This is a genomic window from Hyphococcus flavus (assembly GCF_028748065.1).
Classification (GTDB): Bacteria; Pseudomonadota; Alphaproteobacteria; order Caulobacterales; family Parvularculaceae; genus Hyphococcus; species Hyphococcus flavus.
In genome coordinates this window covers 3330002-3352156 of the sequence record NZ_CP118166.1, presented here as the reverse complement: position 1 = coordinate 3352156, position 22155 = coordinate 3330002, and the positions used below count along the sequence as shown (strand labels likewise).

Below are 22155 nucleotides of genomic sequence, written 5' to 3'. Positions count from 1 at the left end.
GGCGGCAACGTGCCCATGACCGTGCTCGAACGCGTGATCGACGATTATATCGAGCGGGAGCAGGGGTGAGGTCCGGCGCCTGAAGGTTGCTTCTATTATATGCTCATTGCGGTCATAATGGAGGGGTTGGCCCCAACGCGGCAACAGCAGGAATAAACGAAGGGAGTTGTATTTTTTGTTCCAGACCGCACCCAGCCTTTTCGAGTTTATTGTACAAAAGCCGGCAGAATTCTCTCCGCAGCGAGCTGCAAACTCTTTGGACTGCGCATACCAGCTGTCGACACAATGACTATATCGAGCTCATCGACTAAAATTATGAACTGCCCACCGCCGCCTTGTGCATTCGGCGTTTGATAGGTCTTGTCTCCAGATTTCAAATCTGCACTCCACCAGAAGTAGCCATATCCCGCATTGGAGACGTCTTTACCGCCGCCATAAATATCATCATCGCCGGTGGAGAGGATTTGGCTTGTGGCTTTTATGATATAGGCTTCTGAAACCAGCTGTTCGCCATTCCATTTGCCTTTATTGGCCGCCAACAATCCAAACTTCATCATGTCGCGAGATGTAAAGCTTGATTTCCATCCCCCTGCTGGCAACCCAAATTCAGATAGCCATCTATACGTTGTAATGTCTAATTTGCTCAGAAGCTCGTTTTTGACAAACTCTTCGGCGCCACTGGGTACGACAGCATCGATGACCTGCATTACCAGGGCGCTAGCATAGTTTCCATATGCAAAAGAGCTCTGCGACTCTTCGGTAATGGGCGCGCTCAGCTCGAAAATGGCTTGAACAAATTTTTGCCTCTTTACTTGGTCGGGATTATTCTCAAACTCTTCTCGTTGCTCGTCGTTGATGCGAATTCCTGTGCGCATCGTCAATGCATGGTGCAGCGTAACCCGTTCGGCGCCTTCAACAAACTTTGACGGATCCAGATCGTCGAGAAAACTGATCACTGGCTTGTCCAAATCTTCCATAGTCAGATAGCCAAGCTGAATAGCCCGGCCAAGCGCCAAGCTTGTATATGTTTTCGTCGCTGACGCTTGCGGATGGGTCAGGTTTAGCCGGCCGTTCGAATAATAGGATTCAAATAAGAGCTTACCCTTATGGGCAATCAGCAGGCTGTCAATGTTTCCGTGTTGGCTATCGGCGATTTCCTCAGCCACCTTAACAATCATGTCTTTATCGCCGCCATCGACGCCTAATTCGCCCACCGAAAGGCCATCGTTTCTTTCCGCCGGTGCAGGGTCGATCAAGGCTTTTTCAAGTTTCGGCACTTCCCAAATTTTAAGATCGTCATCATCCATTGGCCACTCTGTTGAGACATAGATCTCATTGGGGTTTTTCCAGAACCCCGGCTCGGCCTTGTCGGCTGTGGCCTCTTGCGCGGAATAATTTTCATTGTCCTCGGAGATGTTGGCCTCTGCAGGACCTTCACAACTCGCAATCAGGAGCACGGAGAAAAGAATTAGAAATGGTGAAAAAGGGTTCATGATGTATTCCTTTTTAAGACACGATAGATTTTTATTTGAATGAAGTTGGCGGGTCCTAATTAGAAACCTTTATAATCCCGCTACTTTTAATTTTCCTCGTCGTGCGTACTAATTACTTCACTGTTCATTGCCGCTAACCATCTTACGCCGCGTATAGCGGTCTCGGGGAATGCTTCGGCATGGTCAGAATTTTTGATAATTTCGAGACCGGTAAGGGTCATGTCTGATTGACTTCTTCGCTGCAGAACCGACATGAAGTGATCAACCGCTTCTTTATCTTCGTCTCTTTCCAGATCACCAAGAGCGACAAAGACATTGACGTTCATCTCGCCTTGGTGGGGGGCGGTTTTTGCTTCAAGCTCATCAACAATTTGGAGGCTACGCGGATTAAAAGCGGGCGCGCCAAGAATATAATGCTTAAACGTGTCTGGTTCTGCGAATAAAATGTAAGCGCCAAATGCGCCACCAAGCGAATAACCGAAATAAGTGCGTTCGTCTGGAATTGTTCGATATCTGGATTCAATATATGGAATCACATCGTTGCGAATGAAATCCAGGTGAGCGCTGACTTGCCCACCTTGAAATCGAGCTTGAATTTCCGGATCCGTGTACTCCGCCATCTGATAATCGCGAAACCTGCTGGCATTCGCCCGTTCATCTCCAAGATTTTTTTGATAGGAAATGCCCACCAAAATAACATTGGGCATCAAAAACTCGGTGGAACCGGACAGCATATCCATGTGCACCACAGCATCAGTGGTATAGATCACGGGATATTTTGCATCGGTGTTTTCTGAATAGTTCTCTGGCAATTTGATATAAAGTTCATATTGCCTGTCCTTGTTGCTTTGCTTGATAGGCGCAACGTGCGTTCTTGGCATTTCGTAAGCAGCGAGCGCGGCGCTACTTTCTGTGGAGACAGAATTGGCGCTTTCGGCCTGAGAACTGCCAGCGCAACTGGCAGCCAGAAAAGTGGAAAACAGAACAATAGTTGGTGAAATTCGCTTCATGATATTTCCTTCGATGGCGCGAGAAGTTTAGTCCTGCATTTTGGCGAAGCTGGTGTTTGCGTTATTGCGCAATATTGAACAGTTGCTGGTTCAATTCCTCACCCGTTGCCCCTGATATTACGAAATGCAGCTTTACCGCTGCATCCTTGATTGCAAATTCTTGTGGTGCGGCCGTCCATTGAGCGATGCCGGCTTTGGCATTGGCTTCGAAACAGGGATGGGTGGAATCGATAACGCGCGGATTGTGAATACTCCCATCCTTTCGAACATCATGATTTAGAACGACGGTGCCCAAATTCAGTGTAAGATGCGGAACGGGGCGACCATTGATCATGAGCTCTTTCTCTTCAATTTTAACGCCGCGCGCTTTGATATCATCAATGAGACCGGGGCAATTGCCGGGCATTTGCAAAGCTGTTTGCTTGACGTAGTCGATAAGGGTGTAATCATCAGGACCAGAGCCTGCATTTGCTCCAGCTTCATAGGCTTTGGCGCCAGCACTCAAAAGACCAATCCCGCTAGCTGCAAAAAACGTTGAAAGGACCGCCGCACTCCAGCGGCGCTTTTTGTCGCTGGATTCATCCTCTATGATTCCGATAAGTCTCATCTTCGCATGCCGGTGCGGTGTGGAGTTAAGCCGCGCAGTCGGACAGGGAAGCGTTTCGTTGTGGCGCGTGGTTGGGCGCTGAATATTTAGCAAGAACGCCGCGTAGTCTTTGCGTTCTGGTGCGGTAAGGTTTCTTGTCGCCGCACGATCTGCGCGTAATTCAATTGCCAAACGCCATTGCCGCACCAGGAAAATTATCCCGGGATTTCGCAACATTATGTCCTGTAAGAGCAGGAGCAACAGCGTGACCTCAGCATCATTGTGGCGTAAATGAGCACGCTCATGTCGTATCAATGGCTCCTGCGCTTCAAACCCTTTTGGCAAAACGACTGCTCTGCGTGGCCATGACAGGGTCAAGGGCGGGATCATCTCCGGTGTTGCAAAAATATCGGGTTCGGCTGTCGGCGCCAAAGGCAAGCTCTGCAATCGCACCCACCGCCAGAGCGTACGCCCCATAAGAAAAACGCCAAGACCAATATACGCCGCTAGAAAACTTAAGGGCCTCATTCCATCTGTTGAGAACTCATTGGCTTGTATGGAAAATACTTCGAACGCTTCTGTCGTTGGTATGCTGACGACATTACCAAGGGGGATTAAGTAGAGCGCTCCCGGCAACAAACAAAGTATGATCAGAAGGAACCATATGTTCGGGGCCGGGAAATGCGCCCCGACCCGTCCGTTACCGTCACGCTGGAGGATCCATGCGCCGCCAGCAACGACAAGGCTCCATAGATGCACAATGATCAGCGCGTTAATCATTATCGCCGTTTTCATTGAGAAGACGGTCCAGCTCTAACCACTCTTCTTCGGACAATATTTTGCTGTCGTGAAAAGCGGCCGTGGGAAGCGGGCCTTTCATTTCAAAAAATGTATCGAAGAACTCGCGCATGACGCCGGATAACGTGCGGGCTTTACTTTCGACGGGGGTGTAAACGCGAACGCCGTGTTTCGTATCCAGTCGCAGCAGCGCCTTATCCACCATACGCGATAGTGTCGTACGTGTCGTCGAAAACGACCAATCTAATTGTTGGCCAACTCTTTCTTGTATTTCCCGCGCAGATAATGGCGCATCCGTCCAAAGGACTTTCAGGATGGCAAGTTCGGATTTACTGAGTTGTGACATGAATAGACAAATATGTTACATCGGTAACATAAGTCAAGCTGTTTGCTGAATGATTTCTCTTTCCGCTAGTTAGAGTGTGTTTTTTATGGTCTGCTTTTGAGTGCAGAGCAGACCTATAGAACGAACAGTACAATGGGACTTCCGGACAATTGCAAAAAATGATGTTGTCCAAGGATGGTGCTTGCGCGCCCGTTGACTTTCAGGCCTTGTTTGGCTAATTCCCGCCGCTCGCAACTGCAAAACGCGCGCGTAAGCGCCCCGAAAAGGCATTTGGTCATGAAAGTCCGTTCGTCCCTTAAGTCGTTGAAGAACCGGCATAAAGACTGCCGCGTCGTCCGCCGCAAGGGCCGCGTCTATGTGATCAACAAGACCCAGCGGCGCTTCAAGGCCAAGCAGGCTTAACTTCATTTTAGCCTGCCGCTCGCGAAATTTCCTTGGTTTTTAAGGGTTTGCGCCTTAAGCTTTCGCTCATGCGAAGGCTTTTTTGCATTCTGGGGTTGATGGCGGGGCTTTCAGGGCACGCTTTCGCGGATCAGACAGATCCGCGCCTCGACCACCTGTTTGAGGAATTGCGGGTCGGCGATGCCCTGCGTGCTGAGGAAAATGTGGGCCGGATCCTCGAGATCTGGGCCGATGCCCCCAGCGACACGGTGGACCTGCTTTACGCCCGGGCAGAGCTGAGCGCTGATAATGCGGCTTTCGACCTTTCGCTGACCTTGCTTGACCATGTCGTCGGCCTCGCACCGAATTTCGCGCAAGGGTATGCGCTGCGCGGGCATGTCAGGCTCGCGACGGAGGACCGCCCCGGCGCCATCCAGGATTTCACCCGCGCGCTGGAGCTTGAGCCGCGCCATTTCGACGTGCGCTCGACCCTTGCCGAGCTTCTTTTGTCCGGCGGGGAAAAACGCGACGCCTATGACATGTTCCAGAAGGTTCTTGAATGGAACCCGCATGATGAGAATGCGCGCCAGCGCGCCCGCGTTCTGCGCCGTGAACTTGACGGTCAAGAGATATAAGACCGTCTTGCAAAAGTCCCTCGCTTCGCTCGGTGTACTTTTACAAGAATTCAATCTGTGAAAACCGCCCTCGGGACGGCCCTTTGGCCGGTTTTCGAGTCTAGCGCCCACCCCCTGGGCGGGCAAAGGGTCATGAAAAATTTGGCGAAGAACTGCTTCGAGCCAAATTTTACGAATTAAATCGGGGGGAAAGTACACTGAGGCCAACCCCGGACTTGATCCGGGGCAGGCCGAGGGACTTTTCCCCGAGGACATTTAATTTTCCCCATTGACGTTGATTACGCTTGGCGCGCGCGCCGCCGCTTTCTATTCCTATGGGCTAGTTAAGCGGAGCAATAATCCGCATCCTGATAATTGAAGGAGTAGCGCGTGGCGGACGGATCGGCGAGTGTAGAAGGCGCAACAACGATTGCAGCGGACCGGTTACGGTCTTTCATTGAACGCGTCGAGCGTCTTGAAGAAGACAAGGCGGCGATCATGAACGACGTCAAGGAAGTCTACGCCGAAGCAAAAGGCGAGGGGTATGACGTCAAAACGCTGCGTCAGGTTGTGAAGATCCGCAAGATGGATCGCGCCGACCGACAGGAACAGGAAGCTTTGCTCGATCTCTACCTGTCGGCGATTGGCGAATAACACGCGCGAGATTTAGCTCGCGCGTTTCACTTCCAGATCGTGCTCACGCAGTTTGCGGTAAAGTGTTGACCGGCCCATGCCGAGGCGCCGGGCGACTTCCGACATTTTGCCCTCATAGGTTTCGATGGCAACCTGGATAAGGTCCTTCTCGATTTCCTGAAGGGAGCGCAAATGTCCTTCGCGGTCGAAAATAGCGAACGCTTCGTTGTCTGTATCGGCGCTGCTTGACGCGGATACATGCGCCGGCTGTTCATCGCGGCATTCGAATTCAGCAGGCGACAGCATCGGCGGGCCGGATTCGATTCCGGCTTCAGCAAAAGCATCGGCGAGCAGGGGGAAGTCCTCCGCTGACAGATGCGGGTTTTCCGCCAGCACAACAGCGCGGAAGATCGTGTTTTCAAGCTGGCGCACATTGCCGGGCCAGTTAAATGCTGACAGCACGTCCATCACTTCGTGCCGCACGCCGCGCACGTCGCGGCGTTCTTCAGCGTTGTAGCGCTGAATGAAATGATCGATCAGCGCTGGAATGTCCTCGCGGCGGTCGCGCAACGCTGGCACCTCGATCGGGAAGACATTGAGACGATAGAAGAGGTCTTCGCGGAAGCCGTCGTTTTTAACTTCTTCGCTGAGGTCGCGGTTCGTCGCCGAAATGACGCGCACGTCGACTTTCACCGGACGCTTGGCGCCGATTGGATCAACTTCGCCTTCCTGAAGTACCCGTAGGAGTTTGACCTGCATGTCGGCGGGCAACTCGCCGACTTCGTCGAGGAAGATTGTGCCGCCGTCGGCTTCCTGAAATTTGCCGATATGTTTTGCGCTCGCGCCAGTGAAAGAACCTTTTTCATGCCCAAAGAGAATACTCTCGACGAGGTTCTCAGGGATGGCGCCGCAGTTCACTGTAATGAACGGCCGGCCGGCGCGGTCGGACGAGCCCTGAATGGCGCGGGCGATCATTTCCTTACCTGTACCGGACTCGCCGGTGATAAGAATTGGAATGTTAGAGCTTGCAGCGCGCTCGCCAAGGCGCATCACGTGACGCAGCGCATTGGACTCGCCCACAAGATCTTTAAAAGCCATGGATCCGTCGCGCTTGCGCTTCAGGCGAGAAACTTCGCCTTTAAGCGTCGTGATGTTGAGCGCGTTTTTGATCGAAACAATGACGCGTTCGGGCGAGGCGGGTTTCACAAAAAAGTCTGCGGCTCCGAGCTGCATCGCCTCGACAACCGTGTCGATGCCGCCTTGTGCGGTAAGAACAATTACCGGCAGGTCTTCCTGATAGGACTTCGCCCGTTTCAGGGTTTCCATGCCGCCAAGACCGGGCATGCGAAGGTCAAGCATGATCAGCGCGATATCTGCGCCTTGCTCGCTTTGTAAAAGCGACAGGGCGTTCTCACCGCTGTCTGCCTGCAAAACAGGATAGCCCGCTTTTTCGCATACGCCGCGCATGAGGCGGCGTTGCGTGGGATCATCATCGACGATTAAAATCGTTTTCACCATTTCAGGGCGGACCTTTCTAAACTGAATAAATCGCCGCCAGCATCGGTGATATCGGTAAAGAACGGTTTAAATCCGTGTCATTCCGAAACGCTTTTCGGCACTCTTTGGAAGGAATGCTTGAATTTATTGGCGCACGGATGAATTAAGGATTTGTTTACCCTGACGGGGAGCCGCTGATGAAGTCTTTGCCTGGTGTTGGAAGATGCGCTATCGAGGTGAGGTTAACCAAGATTGACGAGCCATGAGCGAATCTAAAGCAAAAAAATCCGACGATCTGATCCGGCCTTTGGCGCATCTTGGCGGTGATAGGCCGCCAGCGCCGGAATGGTTTGAAAAGGCCATTAACGCCCCGTGCGAAGAAGCATCGGTCACTGTTGAGGGGGCTGAGATCAAATACACTGCCTGGGGCGAAGAAGGACGGCGCGGGCTTTTATTTGTTCATGGCGGGCGCGCCCACCGGAACTGGTGGCGGCCATTCGCTCCGTTCTTCGCCCAGAATCGGCGTGTAGCCGCGCTTGACCTTTCCGGCATGGGAGATTCCGATTGGCGGGACAAGTATTCGCTCGACCTTCTGGTAAGTGAAGTCTTCTCCGTCATTGATGCGGCGGGGCTCGCCTCGCGTGGGCGTCCCATCGTGGTCGGTCACAGTTTTGGCGGCTGGGTCACTCTTGCGGCTGTGGAACGTGAAGGAGAACGACTTGGCGGCGCCGTGGTCGTGGACTCGCCGCTCGGCGTGCCTGACCCGCATGAGGGCTATACGGTCGTTAAAGCCAAGCCCGCCAATCCGGACGACAAACGCACGGCGCGCGTTTACGCGACGAAAGAAGAGCCGATCACGCGTTTTCGGTTGCTGCCGAATCAACCGGGCGAGCATTTATATTTGCTCGATTACATCGCTCGCGAGGGACTGCGGCCAGCGCCGATGCCAAACGGCGAGGGTGAGGGCTGGACATGGAAATTCGACCCCGGACCCAAGAGCACGTTCGAAATTCATTTTGAGCGGGATCTGCTAAGGGCTGCGCGCTGTCCGCTCGCATTCATCTATGGGGAAAAATCCATGTTCGCCCAGGGCGACGGTATTGCGCATCTGGAAAGCCAGGCGCGCGGGCGCTCGCCGTTTGTCACGATCCCCGACGCCTATCACCATCTGATGATGGATCAGCCCATGGCGTTCATCTCGACCTTGAGAACGCTTCTCAGCGCCTGGCCGGTGCGATTCGGCGTCTGAGAGTCTTGCCCAACCTACTGAAATCCTTCAAAACATGGAGGAAATTGACGGGGTGACTAATGACTGACGAAGCTACGCAACGACTTCAAGACGCCGAGGAACACAAGAAATCCTATGACGGTATAATGGGCGCCGCGACTGAGGTCGGCGTGCCGGGCGCGCTCGGGCTCACCATGATGTTCACCAGTCTCGTCATGGCGAATGGCGTTTTGCTGTCTATCCTTGCAGGCGTCGCCGTTTACGTGCTTTCCCATATCATTGTGAAAATGTTCTTCTCGCATCACTAAAGCGGCGGTTCAGCCGCTGGAGGCCAGATGAAAATAGCCGTTCTGAAAGAAACGCGGTCCGGTGAAACCCGGGTTGCGGCGACACCAGAGACCGTCAAAAAATTTACCGCTCTCGGCGCTGCTGTCACCGTTCAATCAGGTGCGGGAGAGGCAGCGCGATTTGCAGATGCTGATTATTCAGCAGCGGGTGCGGAAATCAGTCCCAGTGCGGCGGATGCTGCACAAAGCGCGGACCTGGTGATCAAAGTGCTTGCGCCCTCAAGCGAGGAATTGCGTGTCGTTAGCCGCGGATCAAAACTGATTGCAATTTTATCGCCATTCAACGATCCGGATTCGATTGGTTCTTATGCGCGTCTCGGTGTTGACGCCATGGCCATGGACTTGATGCCGCGTATTACGCGTGCGCAGTCGATGGATGTTTTGTCGTCGCAATCGAACCTTGCTGGATACAAGGCGGTGATTGACGCGGCTGCATATTACGGACGCGCATTGCCGATGATGATGACAGCAGCGGGCACAATTGCTGCGGCGAAGGTTTTCATCATGGGCGCCGGTGTTGCAGGGCTTCAGGCGATCGCAACGGCGCGTCGTCTCGGCGCTGTTGTTTCGGCGACTGACGTTCGCTTCGCTGCGAAAGAACAGGTCGAAAGTCTCGGCGCGACCTTCGTCACTGTCGATGAAGAAGCCATGAAAGAAGCCGAGACCGAAGGCGGCTACGCCAAAGAAATGTCGGAAGACTTTCAAAAGCGTCAGGCGGAATTTGTCGCCGAGCATATAAAGAAACAGGATATCGTCATCACCACGGCGCTTATACCCGGCCGTCCGGCGCCAAGGCTTGTCAGCGCCGACATGGTGCATGGCATGAAAGCAGGATCAGTCGTCGTCGATCTGGCGGTTGAAGCGGGCGGCAACGTAGAGCTTTCACGAGCGGGCGAGGCGATTGAAACCGGCGGCGTGACCATCTTGGGCTTCAAGAACGTGCCAGGGCGTCTGGCGGCTGATGCATCGAGCCTTTACGCGCGCAACATCTATAACTTCGTCTCGGCGTTCTACGACAAGGAAACGAATGTATTCGTCGCCGATCCTGAGGATGCCATCATCAAAGGCATTGCGTTGACGCGAGACGGCGCGGTCGTTCATCCGGCGTTTGAGGAAGTCAAAGCCGAAGCGCCGCCAGCCGCCGCTGAACCTGAAACGCTTGACCTCGATGCAACGAATGAGGCTGCGCCCGAAGACGCGCCAGACGTTTCATCGCCGCCAAAAGAATAGCTCAGTCCCTAAAGGAGCCGACAGGCCATGCAGGATAAGAGAGAACAGATCGAAGAAGCTGCGCAATCCGCTGAACAGGCTGCGCAAGCCGCAGAGGCGGCTGCTGCGAATGCCACAGGCAATGCCGAAACGGCGGCCGCCGCGGCAGAGCAGGCGCGAACTATCGCCGATCAGCTTGCTATTCTTGCGGCGGCGAGCCCCATTTCGGATTTCGTTTTTCTCCTGACAATTTTCATACTCGCGATTTTTGTTGGTTACTACGTCGTCTGGTCTGTGACGCCGGCGCTGCACACGCCACTCATGTCGGTCACCAATGCTATTTCATCGGTTGTGATTGTCGGTGCGCTGATTGCACTGGGCGCTGATTTGACTGAATCCGCTGCAGGCGGCTGGTCAAAAGCATTGGGTTTTGCAGGAGTGGCGCTTGCCAGTGTCAACATATTTGGCGGGTTTTTAGTCACCCAGCGAATGCTGGCGATGTACAAGAAGAAGGAGCGGTAGGCGATCATGGCTGATAATCTTCCAGCGCTTCTCTACGTCGCCGCAGGCATTCTTTTCATTCTTGCGTTGCGCGGGCTTTCCTCGCCGGAAACATCGCGCCAGGGCAATCGTTTCGGCATGATCGGCATGGGCATAGCCGTCGTGACGACCTTGTTCGTGCTTGAGAACAAAGGGTTCGGCACGTGGTTTCTGGTTCTTCTGGCGGTTGCCGCCGGCGCCGTGCCGGGCGCTTATATCGCTCGCAAAATTCCGATGACGGCCATGCCGCAGCTTGTGGCGGCGTTCCACTCGCTTGTCGGTCTTTCGGCGGTGTTTATCGCATGGGCGGCGTTTCTGGCGCCGAAAGCTTTCGGCATTGGCGAGCCGGGACACATCCACCTTCAATCGATTATTGAAATGTCGCTCGGGGTGGCTATCGGCGCTATCACCTTTTCCGGTTCGGTGATCGCTTTTGCGAAATTGAACGGCAATATGTCCGGCAAACCGATCCTGTTGCCGTCGCGCCATGTGATCAATCTTGCGCTCGCCGCGGCGATAGTGCTGCTCATGGGCATGCTGATGACCTTTGAGCAGTCGGCATGGGTGTTCTTCTGGCTGACGCTGCTCGCATTTATTCTGGGCTTCCTGATCATCATCCCTATCGGCGGCGCCGACATGCCTGTTGTGGTTTCGATGCTCAATTCCTATTCCGGCTGGGCGGCGGCAGGCATTGGCTTCACGCTTGAAAACATGGCGCTGATCATCACCGGCGCGCTTGTCGGCTCATCGGGCGCCATCCTGTCTTACATCATGTGCAAAGGTATGAACCGGTCCTTCGTTTCCGTCATTCTTGGCGGTTTCGGCGGAGAGGATGCAGTTGCCGGCGCAGGCGACGGTGAAGAACGTCCGGTCAAGCAGGGTTCTGCTGACGACGCGGCATTCATCATGAAGAACGCTAACAAGGTAATCATCGTTCCCGGTTACGGCATGGCGGTGGCGCAGGCCCAGCACGCGCTGAAGGAAATGGCCGACAAGCTGAAAAAGGAAGGCGTCGAAGTGAAATACGCCATCCATCCGGTTGCCGGCCGCATGCCTGGTCACATGAACGTGCTGCTGGCGGAAGCGCAGGTGCCTTACGATGAAGTTTTCGAACTTGAAGACATCAACGCCGAATTCCGGACGGCGGATGTGGCGTTTGTTATCGGCGCCAACGACGTAACCAACCCGGCGGCGAAAACGGATACAGCGTCGCCTATCTACGGCATGCCAATTCTCGACGTTGAGAACGCCGGAACTGTGCTGTTCGTCAAACGCGGCATGGCGTCCGGTTACGCTGGCGTGCAAAACGAATTGTTCTTCCGCGACAACACGATGATGCTTTTCTCCGACGCCAAGAAAATGTGCGAGGAGATCGTAAAGGCGCTATAGGTCTGGAAACTCTCACAGAAACGTGAAGGGCCATGGCGGCGCGTCCCTGATGCGGCTTGAATAGCCCTTGTTGGCGAATTTGCCGGGCCTTGGTACAAGCCCCCTACCACAAATTAGGGGTTGCACGCATGAAATACCTACTTACGAGCGCCGCGGCGCTCGCCCTTGCTGCTTGTGGTCAACAATCAGGCAGCACGACTGAATCATCTGATTCAAATACATCTGAGATGACGAGCGAAACCGAAGTCGTTGAAACCAACGATGAAGCCAGTGATGCGATGACGGCGTCGGAAAAGCTTGACGCGGTTCTTGCCGCACAGTCCGATGACGTCAAAGCACGTTATCAATATCGTAATCCAAAAGAGACGCTGGAATTTTTTGGCGTCGAGCCGGGCATGACAGTTGTCGATTCCCTGCCGGGCGAGCCTGGCTGGTACGGTAATATTCTGATCCCGTATCTCGGTGAAGACGGAAAGATAATCGGCGCTGACTATTCCATGGAAATGTGGCCGTTGTTTACGAACTTCGCCACGGAAGAGTTTCTGGAAAACAGAAGAAGCTGGGCCGATCAGTATGTTGCTGCGGCTGAAGCGGCTGCAGGAGAAAATGGTCCGGCAGTAGACGCCTTCGTTTTTGGTTCTGCGCCGGAGAGCATGGCTGGTACCGTAGACGTCGTGCTGATGATGCGCGCCGCGCACCATTTCAACCGGCTTGAGGAAGGCCGCTTTTTCACTGAAGCGCTTGCTGACATCAATATGGTTCTCAAACCTGGCGGCATTGTCGGCGTGGTTCAGCACCGTGCGTCTGAAGATTCGCCAGACGAATGGGCGATCGGCAACGCTGGTTACGTCAAGCAATCACAGGTCGTGTCAGTATTTGAAAACGCCGGTTTTGAACTTGTCGACTCCAGTGAGATTAATGCCAATCCGGCTGATCAGCCGACAACTGATGATATCGTTTGGCGGTTGCCGCCGTCGTTGGGAACAAGCCGGGATAACCCTGAGCTTCGGGCCGAGATGGAAGCAATTGGCGAATCTGACCGTATGACGCTGAAGTTCCGCAAGCCGGAATAAACGCGAAATCAGCACAAAAAAACGCGGCGCTGAAATGCGCCGCGTTTTCTTTTTTATATCACTTGTTTTTACCTAGACTGCGTTCACTTCTTGTCGAATCAAAAACGCAGTCTAGGTTCTTTTGTGGTCGCGCGTCCGAACCCAAAAAACGCGCACACTTTTTGTGGACGCGCTCTAGCGGCCCGAACCGCCAAAAGTGAATTCACGCATCAAGTGAAAGCCAACCCGGAATTGATTCCGGTCGCCGAATTGCGAAATTATCGGCGTCGCGGCGTAATCGTCGAAAATGTAGTTGTAGCTGGCGTAAGGATTGAGCGACCACCGGTCACGAATGTTGATATAGGCGTTCACACTGCCGCCGACATTTCTGAACCCTGAGTCGGCGTCATAAACGCCTAGCAGGCCGCCCGACGCAGCCGATTGCTCCGGCGTTACGGTGAAATACGCATCGGCAAAGTTATCGCCAATCCAGCTTGCATGACCGCTCGTCGAAAAGGAAACAGGACCCGCCCTGAAAATCAGCGCGGTCAAATACCCATCAACGATCGTGCCGCGATGGCCGGTCTTGATGCCATGGCGAACCTTCGCCTTCACGGCAAAACGATCGAGGAAAGTTGTCGACGCAAAGCCGCCAAGCTCAAACGTGGTGCCCACATCGCCCAGCCCCTGCAGGGCGGCGTTCTCGTCCTGGTCGCGGCGGCCGCGAATTCTGATTGATGGGCCAAACCGGAAACGGGAAAACCCGAACAATGCGAAGTCAGCGCCATCGTCATCCAGGAAGACGAAGTTGCGAAATTTCACATACACCTGAGGGTCGGCGTTAAATTCGTAATCATTGGAGCCGAAATAGTCAGGCTCATAGACGGGCCCAACACCGATGGAGAGGTTCGTTTCATCGGGAATAAGAAACGTCAAAATCCCGAAATAACGCCGGTCATTGTCTTCTTCGCCGAGCGTAATCGAACCGCCAACCAGATCTTCGCCGTCCTTGTGGTCGCCGAATAATAGCGGGCGCGTTTTCGGCTCATCCAGCAAGTTTGCGTCTTGCTCCTGCTCCGATGTCAGGATCAGCGCTTCTTCTATTTCGCGCTCGTGCTCTTCACGTTCCTGACGCGCTTTTTCGCGCTTTTCTTTTTCCGTTGGACCGAACAGCATAGGGCTGAGTTTGGGGTCATCGATTTGCCGCTGGGCGAGGGCGGGCGAGGCCGCCGACATGCTGACGCCCGTGAGCAGCGCTATCATCCCCAAAGCGCGCAATTTCATCTTTATTCCCCTTCTCACGCTACAGCCTCGTTTCTGGATCGCATTAACCATATTGAGGCGGATACAGGCCGACAAGCGCCCATTTGCCACAAACCACAGCGGATATTGTGGCGATTATGAAAAAGAAATTCTTAATTTTCGTTATTTTCAGCCGATTCGAGGCTGAAAATCCGCAGAGTCGCTGCGATAGTGTGGTAAACGGCGTTATTTATCGACCGCGTCGTCGATGGCTTCACCGGCATTGGTTATGTCGCGACCGGCGCCTTTGATGGTCTCGCAAGCTGACAGGAAGAAAGCGATTGCAAACAAAATCGTCAAAATACGCATGTCCAAGACCCTGAAATCTGAATTTGATAGCTGATTATGCGATGCAGCGTCAGGAAACGAAAGGGGGCCTGAAGCGCCCCCTCAACATATTTAAATAATGTAATATTTATAGCAGCTTAAGGCGCTATTTGAAGAAAAGCCCTAAAGCGCGCCTTCGCGCTGCAGACGCTTGCGGATCAGCTTGCGTGCGCGGCGAACGGCTTCCGCTTTCTGGCGGGCCTTCTTTTCGGACGGTTTTTCGTAAAATTTCCGGCGCTTCATTTCCCGGAATGTCCCTTCGCGCTGCATCTTCTTTTTGAGCGCTTTGAGGGCCTGTTCGACATTGTTGTCGCGGACAAAGATCTGGACCAAGGCGGCACGCCTCCCTTTCAAATAAAAACGTCACGGGCTCTGGCCGCGACGCGAACAACAAACCAGCTCATGACGTCTGTTTCATGCAGACGCCTGAGGCGTTGGGGCCTATACCAAAGGCGCTGGCGATTGTCTACAATCACCGGGCGCACCGAAAGCCTGTAAAAATGCCACACACACAAAGCCCAAAAAAGCCGGAAACACCCCTTCAAAGCCCTGATGGCGATGGGTTTGAGGCTGCCCGGCAAGCGATACTGGCGGAAATACTGAGCCGGGCGCCGTTCGACGGCTGGACGGATGGTGCGCTTAGTGCGGCGGCGAGGGATGCAGGCTTCGACAGGTCTGTCCAAAAAGCGGCGTTTCCGGAAGGTGTGCGAAGCGCCCTGAAATTCTGGTCGGCCATGACTGATCAGGAGATGAGCGAGCGGATGAGGGCCCCGGAATTTTCGGGCCTCAAAATCCGCGAGAAGGTGGCCTTTGCTGTAAGTGCCAGGCTGGACATTCTACGCTCGCATAAGGAAGCGGCGCGCCGGGCCGCCGCGACGCTCGCCCTGCCGCACTATGCGCCGCTGGCGGCGAATCTCTCCTGGTCGACGGCCGATACGATCTGGCGCGGGCTCGGCGATAAGTCCACCGACTTCAACTATTATTCCAAGCGCGGGATTCTGACGGGCGTGTGGACATGCACCTTTGCACGTTGGCTGGCCGACGATAGCGAAGAGGAAAACGCCACGAGGGCGTTTCTGGACGCGCGCATCGAAAACGTGATGCAGATCGAAAAAGCCAAAGCGAAAATTCGTGGACTGAATATCGATCCGAAAAAACCGATCGAATGGCTGGCGCGGATGCGGTATCCGGCCGGTGGATCCTCTAGTTCATAGCCAAGCGCGTCACATGTCCCATCTTGCGGCCATCGCGCGCCTCGCTCTTTCCGTATAGATGAACGCATGCATTTTTTTCTTGCGCCAGTGACCGCCAGTTTTTCACTTCGGCGCCAATCAGGTTTTCCATTACGGCGCTTGAATGTATGACCGGATCGCCGAGTGGCCATCCGGCCACAGCGCGAATATGCTGCTCGAATTGCGAGACCGCGCAGGCGTCTTGCGTCCAATGCCCGGAATTATGAACGCGCGGTGCATATTCGTTCACCAGAATGTCGCCATCCGGCAGGACGAAAAACTCCACTCCGATGACGCCCACGTAATCGAGTTCCTCAAGCATCTTGCGGGTGACTGTAAACGCCTTTTCGTTCGTTTCTTCTGATGTCGATGCAGGGACTGTCGATGTTTTTAGAATGCCGTTGCGATGAACGTTTTCAGCCGGATCGAACAGTCTGATCTCGCCGTCATGGCTGCGTGCGCCAATGACGGATATCTCTCTTTCAAAGGGGATGAAACCTTCCAGAATCGATGGTGCGGCCCCAACCTCTGCCCAGGCGAATTCGATTGCTTTGTCATACGCCGCAGAGAGATCGGAATCGTCCGTTGTGATTCGAGTTTGCCCTTTGCCGTCATAGCCTAAACGCCGTGTTTTCAAGATCGCCGGGCGGCCGACCTTGTCGAGACCTGCTTTGAGAGATTTCAGATCATCAACAGGATGAAAGTCGGCGGTATCTGCGCCAATGGCGCGGACGAATTCTTTTTCATGCAGCCTGTCTTGAGCGGTTTTCAGCGCTTTTGCGCCGGGACGGACGATTGCGCCTTGCGCTTCTAGAAAAGCGACGGTGTCCGCCGGGACGTTTTCAAATTCATAGGTGATGACATCTACGGCCTTGGCGAAGGCAGAAAGCGATGCCTGGTCGTCATAGGCGGCGACAGTAATACCCGCACAAACCTCGAACGCCGGCGAACTCTCCTCGGGACAAAAGACATGCGTGCGCAAGCCTAACTGCGATGCGGCATTGGCCAGCATGCGGCCAAGCTGGCCCCCGCCGAGTATGCCTATAGTTCCATTTGGTTCGACGATCATGCTGTCCGCAGCGCTAGTCTTCGACGGTTTCTGCAACAGAAGCGGTTTGCTTTTCACGCCATTCCTCTAGGCGTTTGGCGAGCTTGTCATCATTTGTTGCAAGAATGGAAGCGGCCAATATGCCGGCGTTAGCCGCACCTGCTTCGCCAATCGCTACTGTGGCGACGGGGACCCCAGCCGGCATTTGCACGATCGACAGCAAACTATCGAGCCCTTTGAGTGATTTTGACTGGATCGGCACGCCTATCACCGGCAGCGGCGTCAGCGAGGCCACCATGCCGGGGAGGTGAGCGGCGCCGCCCGCACCGGCGATAATCGTTTTCAGGCCGCGCGCCTTCGCGTTTTGAGCGTATTCGTACAACCGCTTGGGCGTGCGGTGCGCCGACACAATCATCGTCTCATAAGGCGCCGACAGTTGATCAAGCATCTCTGCAGCGCGTTTCATGGTCGGCCAGTCCGAACGCGAGCCCATGATGACGCCGATTTTCGGCTGATTGCCGGTCGCAGCCATGAATATCTCCGCCGCAGAAAAACGGCGCTTATAGCAGCGGGGAGGGAAGGTGCAAGCAAAGGTTCGGAACGAGGAGACGCCAGCCTTTAAGACGGGGGCGCGAGGACTAGCGCCTCCTCTCACCGGACGCGGGAGCTGGTCGCGATATAGAAGGGGACTTCACACGACCTGATCCGCAAAAACCAAACTGGTCCGCAGCGACGTTTGTCACAAGAGACCTGCGGCGAAGCGTGCGGCGAATGCGCCAAGCCGTGATTCGAATATTAACACTCGGAAATGATGTATGTTTTCGCCTACACAACTGCGTGATTTCCAGGGGCGGGCGCTGCTGTGCGAACGCTAGCAGGACGCTGGCAATCAGTTTATGGTCATTTCCCGTGTGACGGTCATTGCATTGGGAAACAGACCGTTGGGGAAGCGAAATGAAGATTGGCGACGCGTCAAAGGCCTATGCTGGCGTTAAAGTCGGCCGGAGGCCGGCAGCGGGTGGAGTGCGCAGCGAGGGCGTTACAACTTTATCGGACCAAACGGTTATTTCCGGCGTGCCGGAAGCTGAACTGACGCCGAAAGTGCGCGAGGCGTTGACGGCGCTAATGAGCGAGGTTCAGTCACTGCGTGCGGAACTGGCCGAGGCGCGCGACCGGGTCGGCAATCTCGAAAAACTCGCTGATCGCGATCCTTTGTTGGACGTTTTCAACCGGCGTGCATTCGTGCGCGAACTCGACCGTACAATGGCGATGATTGACCGGTACGATATGCGCGCCAGCCTCGTTTTCATTGATCTGAACGATCTCAAAAAAATCAATGACTCCATGGGGCATCATGCCGGTGATGCGGCGTTGCGCCATATCGCGAGTGTCATTTCCTCAAATATTCGGCAAACCGACGTACTCGGAAGATTAGGCGGCGATGAATTTGGATTGTTGTTGACGCAAGCCGATCAAGCGACAGCGGAACATAAAGCAGAAGAATTGTCTCGCGCCGTTTCAGCGTCGCCGGTCTCATGGAAAGGTGATGCATTTACCGCGTCCGTGTCTTGCGGCGTGGTGGAAATCATAAAAGGCCATTCCGTTGACGAGACCATGGAGCGCGCTGACAGCGCCATGTATGACGTAAAATCGCGCAAGAACGCAGGTTAAAGGTCATGCGATGATGTCAGGCAGCATCGCGTCTTTTATTTCCTGAATCAGATCCTTGATTTGAAGCTTCTTCTTTTTAAGGCGCGCAATCGTCAGCCTTTCGTAAGGTGAGTTTTCTTCAAGCGACGTGATGGCTGCATCAAGGTCGCGGTGCTCTTCTTCGAACTGCGCGAGACGGATCACCAACGCTTCATCATTGGCGCCGTCAAAATTCTCATCTCGCGCCTCAAACCGTTCTGAAGTCAGCAACGTTGCTGTCAGTTTCGCTACTGGTTTTCCGGTCTGTGGCTTGTCGCCGTTTGCCGCCTTTCCGCAGCCATGTTCAGGCGGTTTATCGTCCGTCATTGACCTTCCCTGGTAGAGCGCGCCCCGCGCTAGGCCATGTTGCTACTGTTCGAAAACATTATCGACAAGAATGTGAAGCAAATCTTCCGAAAATGCCGGGTTTTGATAGGCTCCAAGCAATTTTGCATAGAGAGTTAGGTGATCGAAAGCCTGTTTTTCCTTGTTTTTCTGTGCGGGCAGGGCGTCGATATCGCTTCTTTCAAACAATACATTTTGGACATGTTTTTCCGCATCTAGTTCCGCAGCCTTGATGTGGTTGCGAAGCCTGGCGATGTCCTCATTCGTTCCTCCGTATTGAACTGATTTCAGATACCTTCTTGTGGCGCGAAGCGGGTGGATGACTTCGGCGGTCCATTCCCGCTTCGCTTCAATGGCGTTGCCCAGTGAACTTGCTGTGAGGGCTTTACCTTCTGCTGCAAGCCAGCAGCACCACAGAATGATATTCACATCAAAACCGCATTGGTCCTGTAGATTCAGGAGCTGCTGTTCAATCGGCTTACGTCCGTAAATATCGAGTGACCAGCGCCAGAAGGGGTTTTCTGCGTTCGCCGTCAATGATCGCGCCGCCCTTTTTCAAGATCTTCGCCCCATCGGCGGGCAAGCGGCGTTTCAATGTCAAAAAGGTCTAGCATACGCCCGACGGACTGATCCACAAGCTCAGCCATGTTTTGCGGTTCGGCGTAAAAAGCCGGCAATGGCGGTGCGATGATCGCGCCAATTTCAGCAAGTTGTGTCATCGTTCGCAAATGCCCCAGGTGCAGGGGTGTTTCACGCACCATTAGGGCCAGCCTGCGGCGTTCTTTTAAGGCAACATCGGCAGCCCTGCTAAGAAGGTTGCTGGTCACGCCCGTTGCAATTTCAGACATGGTTTTTACCGAACACGGAGCGATCAGCATGCCGATTGTTTTGAATGAGCCTGAAGCTATTGGCGCGCCGACATCGCCAATGGCGTAACGATGGTCGGCGAGGCTTGCGAATTCCGCCCCGGAAATGTCGAGTTCGTAGCGAATCGTCATCTCGCTGGCCCGGCTTAAAACCAGGTGAGTTTCAACATCGGTTTCCCGCAACGCTTCCAGCGCGCGTTTTGCGTAAACAGCGCCGGATGCGCCGGTCACGCCAATGATGAGTCGGCGATGAGATTTCATAACAATCTCAATATGTTGTCGGAAAGACTATAGCGCAAGGGGTAACTGCATCAAAGACAATATGGTTACTCAAATCGATACAAGGGTTGATGACAAGAAGGGGCATCCCATGTTTTAATCCTGAGTGTTTCCACACAGCCAGAAGGAGGCCGAATATGGCGATTAAAGCTCACATGGATACGCTCAACAGGCGACACCAGGAGCTGGAGGCGGCGATTTCGTCCGAAAGCAAACATCCCGGACATGATGAACTTCGCCTAGTGGAGCTGAAACGTCAGAAACTCAAGATTAAGGATCAGTTGGAAGAGCTGCGATCACAAAGTAAAACGCTCAATTAGCAAATTGATGCGTGCGGATTTTCATCCGCCTGATTTTGAAATAAACAATCGCACCAACATGGTGTAAAATTCAGTGAGCGGCGTACGGGAAAGTACGCCGCCATTTTATTTGGAAGACTGTACTATGCAGAGAACAGTGATCGTCACAGGGGCCGCGAAAGGCGTTGGTGCGGCCTGCGCGCGCCGGTTCGCAGAGGCCGGCGACAATCTTTTGTTGGCGGACCCGGATGAAGCCGCCGGTAAATCGCTTACGGAAGAAATAATCGACAAAGGCGTAAACGCGGCATTTGTGCACGCCGATATGTCAAAGCGCCTGGATGTGCATAACGTCATTGCAGAAGCAAAGGATGTTTATGGTCGTGTTGATATTCTGGCGCACACTGTCATGCAGCAGTTTTCGGCGCCTTTTCTGGAGACGAGCGAAGATGATTTCGATCGTGTCGTTGCAGCCAATATTCGCGGCGCGTTCCTGATCAACCAGGCAGTCGCAAAACAGTTTATAAAAAGGTTGGACAATAGCGACTCCAATGAACCGCCGGGCGCCATCGTCAATATCGGTTCAGTTGAAGCGGTCACTGCAGCCGCAGATCACGTGGCGTTTGCGGCTTCGCAGGGCGGGCTGCATCAGCTGACGAAAGCGGTGGCCCTGGCTCTGTCGCCACATGGAATTCGCGCGAACCTCGTCGGTGTCGGCGCAATCAAGGGCGAGATGTCCGAAGACTCTGAACGTGACCGGGAGCGCGATGCGACGCCGCTCCGCCGTATCGGAGACCCGGACGAAGTCGCCGAGGTTGTCTTTTTTCTTGCCAGTGATGCTGCGTCCTATGTCACCGGACAGACTGTTTATGTTGATGGCGGCAAACTGGCGGTTAACAGCGCCAGCGCGCCAAGGAAAAAAGCCTAGCTATTCTCTGATGAGTCAGTGCTGAAATCGGCAAAGACTTTCGCTGGATCGAATTTCTTGTTGGTATCTTCTTCAGCTGGTTCCTCGGCTGGCGTTTCGTCCTTAACGGGATCAAGCGATGGACCTTCCGCCTGCTGCGGATCGGCCTGTTGCAGTTTCGCTTTCTTGGCGGCGGCCTTGCGCACGACGGCGTCAAGGTCGACCTGGGTGCAAAGACCTAAGCCGACAGGATCACGCGGTTCCAGATTCGCTGTATTCCAGTGTGTGCGATCGCGTACGGCCTGAATTGTTGTTTTCGTCGTCCCCAGCAACTTGCCGATTTGAGCATCGGAAACTTCAGGGTGATTACGCACCATCCAGGCAATAGCGTCAGGCCGGTTTTGCCGTTTTGACACTGGCGTATAGCGTGGTCCCTTGCGCGGCTTGTCGGCGACGATGGTTTTGGGACGCGAGATTTTGAGCCGATACTCAGGATCAGCTTGCGCTTTTTCAATTTCATCGCGCGTTAGCTGATGTGTCGTGATCGGATCAATGCCGCGCACGCCTGCGCCCACATCGCCGTCCGCAATCCCTTTCACCTGTAACGGATGCAACGCACAGAAGTCTGCAATCTGATCGAAAGTAAGCGACGTGTTGTCGATCAGCCAGACGGCAGTGGCGATTGGCATGAGCGGACGATCAGCCATGATATGTCTCCAATAGCAGGCGCCGAATGACGGC

27 protein-coding genes are annotated in these 22155 nt (G+C 54.2%); 13 read left to right on the top strand and 14 right to left on the bottom strand.

Annotated elements, in window-relative coordinates:
• Positions 1-206: 206 nt before the first annotated feature.
• The 4 genes from PUV54_RS16015 to PUV54_RS16000 form a co-directional block, all read right to left on the bottom strand.
• Entirely contained in the window at positions 207-1493 is a 1287-nt protein-coding gene (locus PUV54_RS16015) for a serine hydrolase domain-containing protein (RefSeq protein ID WP_274493345.1), read from the bottom strand.
• Between the two features lie 86 nt (positions 1494-1579).
• Complete coding sequence (locus PUV54_RS16010) at positions 1580-2503, bottom strand: alpha/beta hydrolase (protein WP_274493344.1); 924 nt, start codon at positions 2501-2503, stop codon at positions 1580-1582.
• A gap of 61 nt (positions 2504-2564) precedes the next feature.
• Positions 2565-3869: a M56 family metallopeptidase gene (locus tag PUV54_RS16005; RefSeq protein ID WP_274493343.1), complete on the bottom strand. Its 1305-nt coding sequence runs from the start codon at positions 3867-3869 to the stop codon at positions 2565-2567.
• Positions 3862-4233, bottom strand: coding sequence for a BlaI/MecI/CopY family transcriptional regulator (locus PUV54_RS16000; protein ID WP_274493342.1), 372 nt, complete (start codon positions 4231-4233; stop codon positions 3862-3864). The genes PUV54_RS16005 and PUV54_RS16000 overlap by 8 nt, the downstream gene beginning before the upstream one ends.
• Positions 4234-4509: 276 nt before the next feature.
• Here PUV54_RS16000 and ykgO point away from each other — a divergent pair, with 276 nt between their 5' ends.
• The 3 genes from ykgO to PUV54_RS15985 all read left to right on the top strand — a co-directional run bounded on the left by ykgO (position 4510) and on the right by PUV54_RS15985 (position 5882).
• On the top strand, positions 4510-4635 hold the full coding sequence (gene ykgO, locus PUV54_RS15995) for a type B 50S ribosomal protein L36 (RefSeq protein ID WP_104830315.1): 126 nt from the start codon (positions 4510-4512) through the stop codon (positions 4633-4635).
• Between the two features lie 98 nt (positions 4636-4733).
• Positions 4734-5249: a tetratricopeptide repeat protein gene (locus PUV54_RS15990; RefSeq protein WP_274493341.1), complete on the top strand. Its 516-nt coding sequence runs from the start codon at positions 4734-4736 to the stop codon at positions 5247-5249.
• Between the two features lie 369 nt (positions 5250-5618).
• Positions 5619-5882 (top strand): DUF2312 domain-containing protein, encoded by a 264-nt coding sequence (locus PUV54_RS15985; RefSeq protein WP_274493340.1) that lies wholly within the window; start codon positions 5619-5621, stop codon positions 5880-5882.
• Between the two features lie 12 nt (positions 5883-5894).
• On the opposite strand, the gene PUV54_RS15980 is transcribed toward PUV54_RS15985, so the two are convergent.
• Positions 5895-7379 carry a sigma-54-dependent transcriptional regulator gene (locus tag PUV54_RS15980; protein ID WP_274493339.1) on the bottom strand — a complete coding sequence of 495 codons (1485 nt, stop codon included), beginning with the start codon at positions 7377-7379 and terminating at the stop codon, positions 5895-5897.
• A 241-nt stretch (positions 7380-7620) separates the two neighbouring features.
• Between PUV54_RS15980 and PUV54_RS15975 the strand changes: the two genes are divergently transcribed.
• The 6 genes from PUV54_RS15975 (at position 7621) to PUV54_RS15950 (ending at position 13144) form a co-directional block, all read left to right on the top strand.
• Positions 7621-8607 (top strand): alpha/beta fold hydrolase, encoded by a 987-nt coding sequence (locus PUV54_RS15975; RefSeq protein WP_274493338.1) that lies wholly within the window; start codon positions 7621-7623, stop codon positions 8605-8607.
• A 59-nt stretch (positions 8608-8666) separates the two neighbouring features.
• Positions 8667-8894, top strand: coding sequence for a hypothetical protein (locus tag PUV54_RS15970; protein ID WP_274493337.1), 228 nt, complete (start codon positions 8667-8669; stop codon positions 8892-8894).
• 27 nt (positions 8895-8921) lie between these two features.
• A complete protein-coding gene (locus PUV54_RS15965) occupies positions 8922-10163 on the top strand; it encodes a Re/Si-specific NAD(P)(+) transhydrogenase subunit alpha (protein ID WP_274493336.1) in 1242 nt (413 codons plus the stop codon).
• A gap of 27 nt (positions 10164-10190) precedes the next feature.
• Positions 10191-10664, top strand: coding sequence for an NAD(P) transhydrogenase subunit alpha part 2 (locus PUV54_RS16710; RefSeq protein ID WP_274493335.1), 474 nt, complete (start codon positions 10191-10193; stop codon positions 10662-10664).
• 6 nt (positions 10665-10670) lie between these two features.
• Positions 10671-12071, top strand: coding sequence for an NAD(P)(+) transhydrogenase (Re/Si-specific) subunit beta (locus PUV54_RS15955; protein WP_274493334.1), 1401 nt, complete (start codon positions 10671-10673; stop codon positions 12069-12071).
• 128 nt (positions 12072-12199) lie between these two features.
• Positions 12200-13144: a class I SAM-dependent methyltransferase gene (locus tag PUV54_RS15950; RefSeq protein WP_274493333.1), complete on the top strand. Its 945-nt coding sequence runs from the start codon at positions 12200-12202 to the stop codon at positions 13142-13144.
• A gap of 174 nt (positions 13145-13318) precedes the next feature.
• Here the strand turns inward: PUV54_RS15950 and PUV54_RS15945 are convergent, their stop codons facing one another.
• The 3 genes from PUV54_RS15945 to rpsU all read right to left on the bottom strand — a co-directional run bounded on the left by PUV54_RS15945 (position 13319) and on the right by rpsU (position 15085).
• The gene (locus PUV54_RS15945) at positions 13319-14407 is read right to left on the bottom strand and encodes a MipA/OmpV family protein (RefSeq protein ID WP_274493332.1); all 1089 of its coding nucleotides are present in this window, start codon (positions 14405-14407) and stop codon (positions 13319-13321) included.
• Between the two features lie 204 nt (positions 14408-14611).
• On the bottom strand, positions 14612-14734 hold the full coding sequence (locus PUV54_RS15940; RefSeq protein ID WP_274493331.1) for an entericidin A/B family lipoprotein: 123 nt from the start codon (positions 14732-14734) through the stop codon (positions 14612-14614).
• Between the two features lie 141 nt (positions 14735-14875).
• On the bottom strand, positions 14876-15085 hold the full coding sequence (gene rpsU, locus PUV54_RS15935) for a 30S ribosomal protein S21 (protein WP_274493330.1): 210 nt from the start codon (positions 15083-15085) through the stop codon (positions 14876-14878).
• Between the two features lie 83 nt (positions 15086-15168).
• On the opposite strand from rpsU, the gene PUV54_RS15930 reads away from it, so the two are divergent.
• Positions 15169-15966 carry a COQ9 family protein gene (locus PUV54_RS15930; RefSeq protein WP_274493329.1) on the top strand — a complete coding sequence of 266 codons (798 nt, stop codon included), beginning with the start codon at positions 15169-15171 and terminating at the stop codon, positions 15964-15966.
• Here the strand turns inward: PUV54_RS15930 and PUV54_RS15925 are convergent.
• Together PUV54_RS15925 and purE are read right to left on the bottom strand one after the other, a co-directional pair.
• Entirely contained in the window at positions 15956-17053 is a 1098-nt protein-coding gene (locus PUV54_RS15925; protein WP_420797969.1) for a 5-(carboxyamino)imidazole ribonucleotide synthase, read from the bottom strand. The two genes, PUV54_RS15930 and PUV54_RS15925, sit on opposite strands and share 11 nt — an antisense overlap.
• A 13-nt stretch (positions 17054-17066) precedes the next feature.
• Positions 17067-17564 carry a 5-(carboxyamino)imidazole ribonucleotide mutase gene (gene purE / locus PUV54_RS15920; RefSeq protein WP_274493327.1) on the bottom strand — a complete coding sequence of 166 codons (498 nt, stop codon included), beginning with the start codon at positions 17562-17564 and terminating at the stop codon, positions 17067-17069.
• A gap of 422 nt (positions 17565-17986) precedes the next feature.
• On the opposite strand from purE, the gene PUV54_RS15915 reads away from it, so the two are divergent.
• Positions 17987-18703 carry a GGDEF domain-containing protein gene (locus tag PUV54_RS15915; protein WP_274493326.1) on the top strand — a complete coding sequence of 239 codons (717 nt, stop codon included), beginning with the start codon at positions 17987-17989 and terminating at the stop codon, positions 18701-18703.
• A gap of 3 nt (positions 18704-18706) precedes the next feature.
• On the opposite strand, the gene PUV54_RS15910 is transcribed toward PUV54_RS15915, so the two are convergent.
• From PUV54_RS15910 to PUV54_RS15900, 3 genes are read right to left on the bottom strand one after another with little or no spacing between them, the layout of a single operon-like run.
• Positions 18707-19048: a YdcH family protein gene (locus PUV54_RS15910; protein WP_274493325.1), complete on the bottom strand. Its 342-nt coding sequence runs from the start codon at positions 19046-19048 to the stop codon at positions 18707-18709.
• 42 nt (positions 19049-19090) lie between these two features.
• Entirely contained in the window at positions 19091-19603 is a 513-nt protein-coding gene (locus PUV54_RS15905) for a TIGR02444 family protein (RefSeq protein WP_274493324.1), read from the bottom strand.
• The gene (locus PUV54_RS15900) at positions 19600-20193 is read right to left on the bottom strand and encodes a UbiX family flavin prenyltransferase (protein ID WP_274493323.1); all 594 of its coding nucleotides are present in this window, start codon (positions 20191-20193) and stop codon (positions 19600-19602) included. The genes PUV54_RS15905 and PUV54_RS15900 overlap by 4 nt, the downstream gene beginning before the upstream one ends.
• A 155-nt stretch (positions 20194-20348) precedes the next feature.
• On the opposite strand from PUV54_RS15900, the gene PUV54_RS15895 reads away from it, so the two are divergent.
• Together PUV54_RS15895 and PUV54_RS15890 are read left to right on the top strand one after the other, a co-directional pair.
• Positions 20349-20531 carry a YdcH family protein gene (locus PUV54_RS15895; protein ID WP_274493322.1) on the top strand — a complete coding sequence of 61 codons (183 nt, stop codon included), beginning with the start codon at positions 20349-20351 and terminating at the stop codon, positions 20529-20531.
• 124 nt (positions 20532-20655) lie between these two features.
• The gene (locus PUV54_RS15890) at positions 20656-21435 is read left to right on the top strand and encodes an SDR family NAD(P)-dependent oxidoreductase (RefSeq protein WP_274493321.1); all 780 of its coding nucleotides are present in this window, start codon (positions 20656-20658) and stop codon (positions 21433-21435) included.
• Here PUV54_RS15890 and PUV54_RS15885 read toward each other — a convergent pair.
• The gene (locus tag PUV54_RS15885) at positions 21432-22121 is read right to left on the bottom strand and encodes a DUF1013 domain-containing protein (protein WP_274493320.1); all 690 of its coding nucleotides are present in this window, start codon (positions 22119-22121) and stop codon (positions 21432-21434) included. The two genes, PUV54_RS15890 and PUV54_RS15885, sit on opposite strands and share 4 nt — an antisense overlap.
• Positions 22122-22155 lie beyond the last annotated feature (34 nt).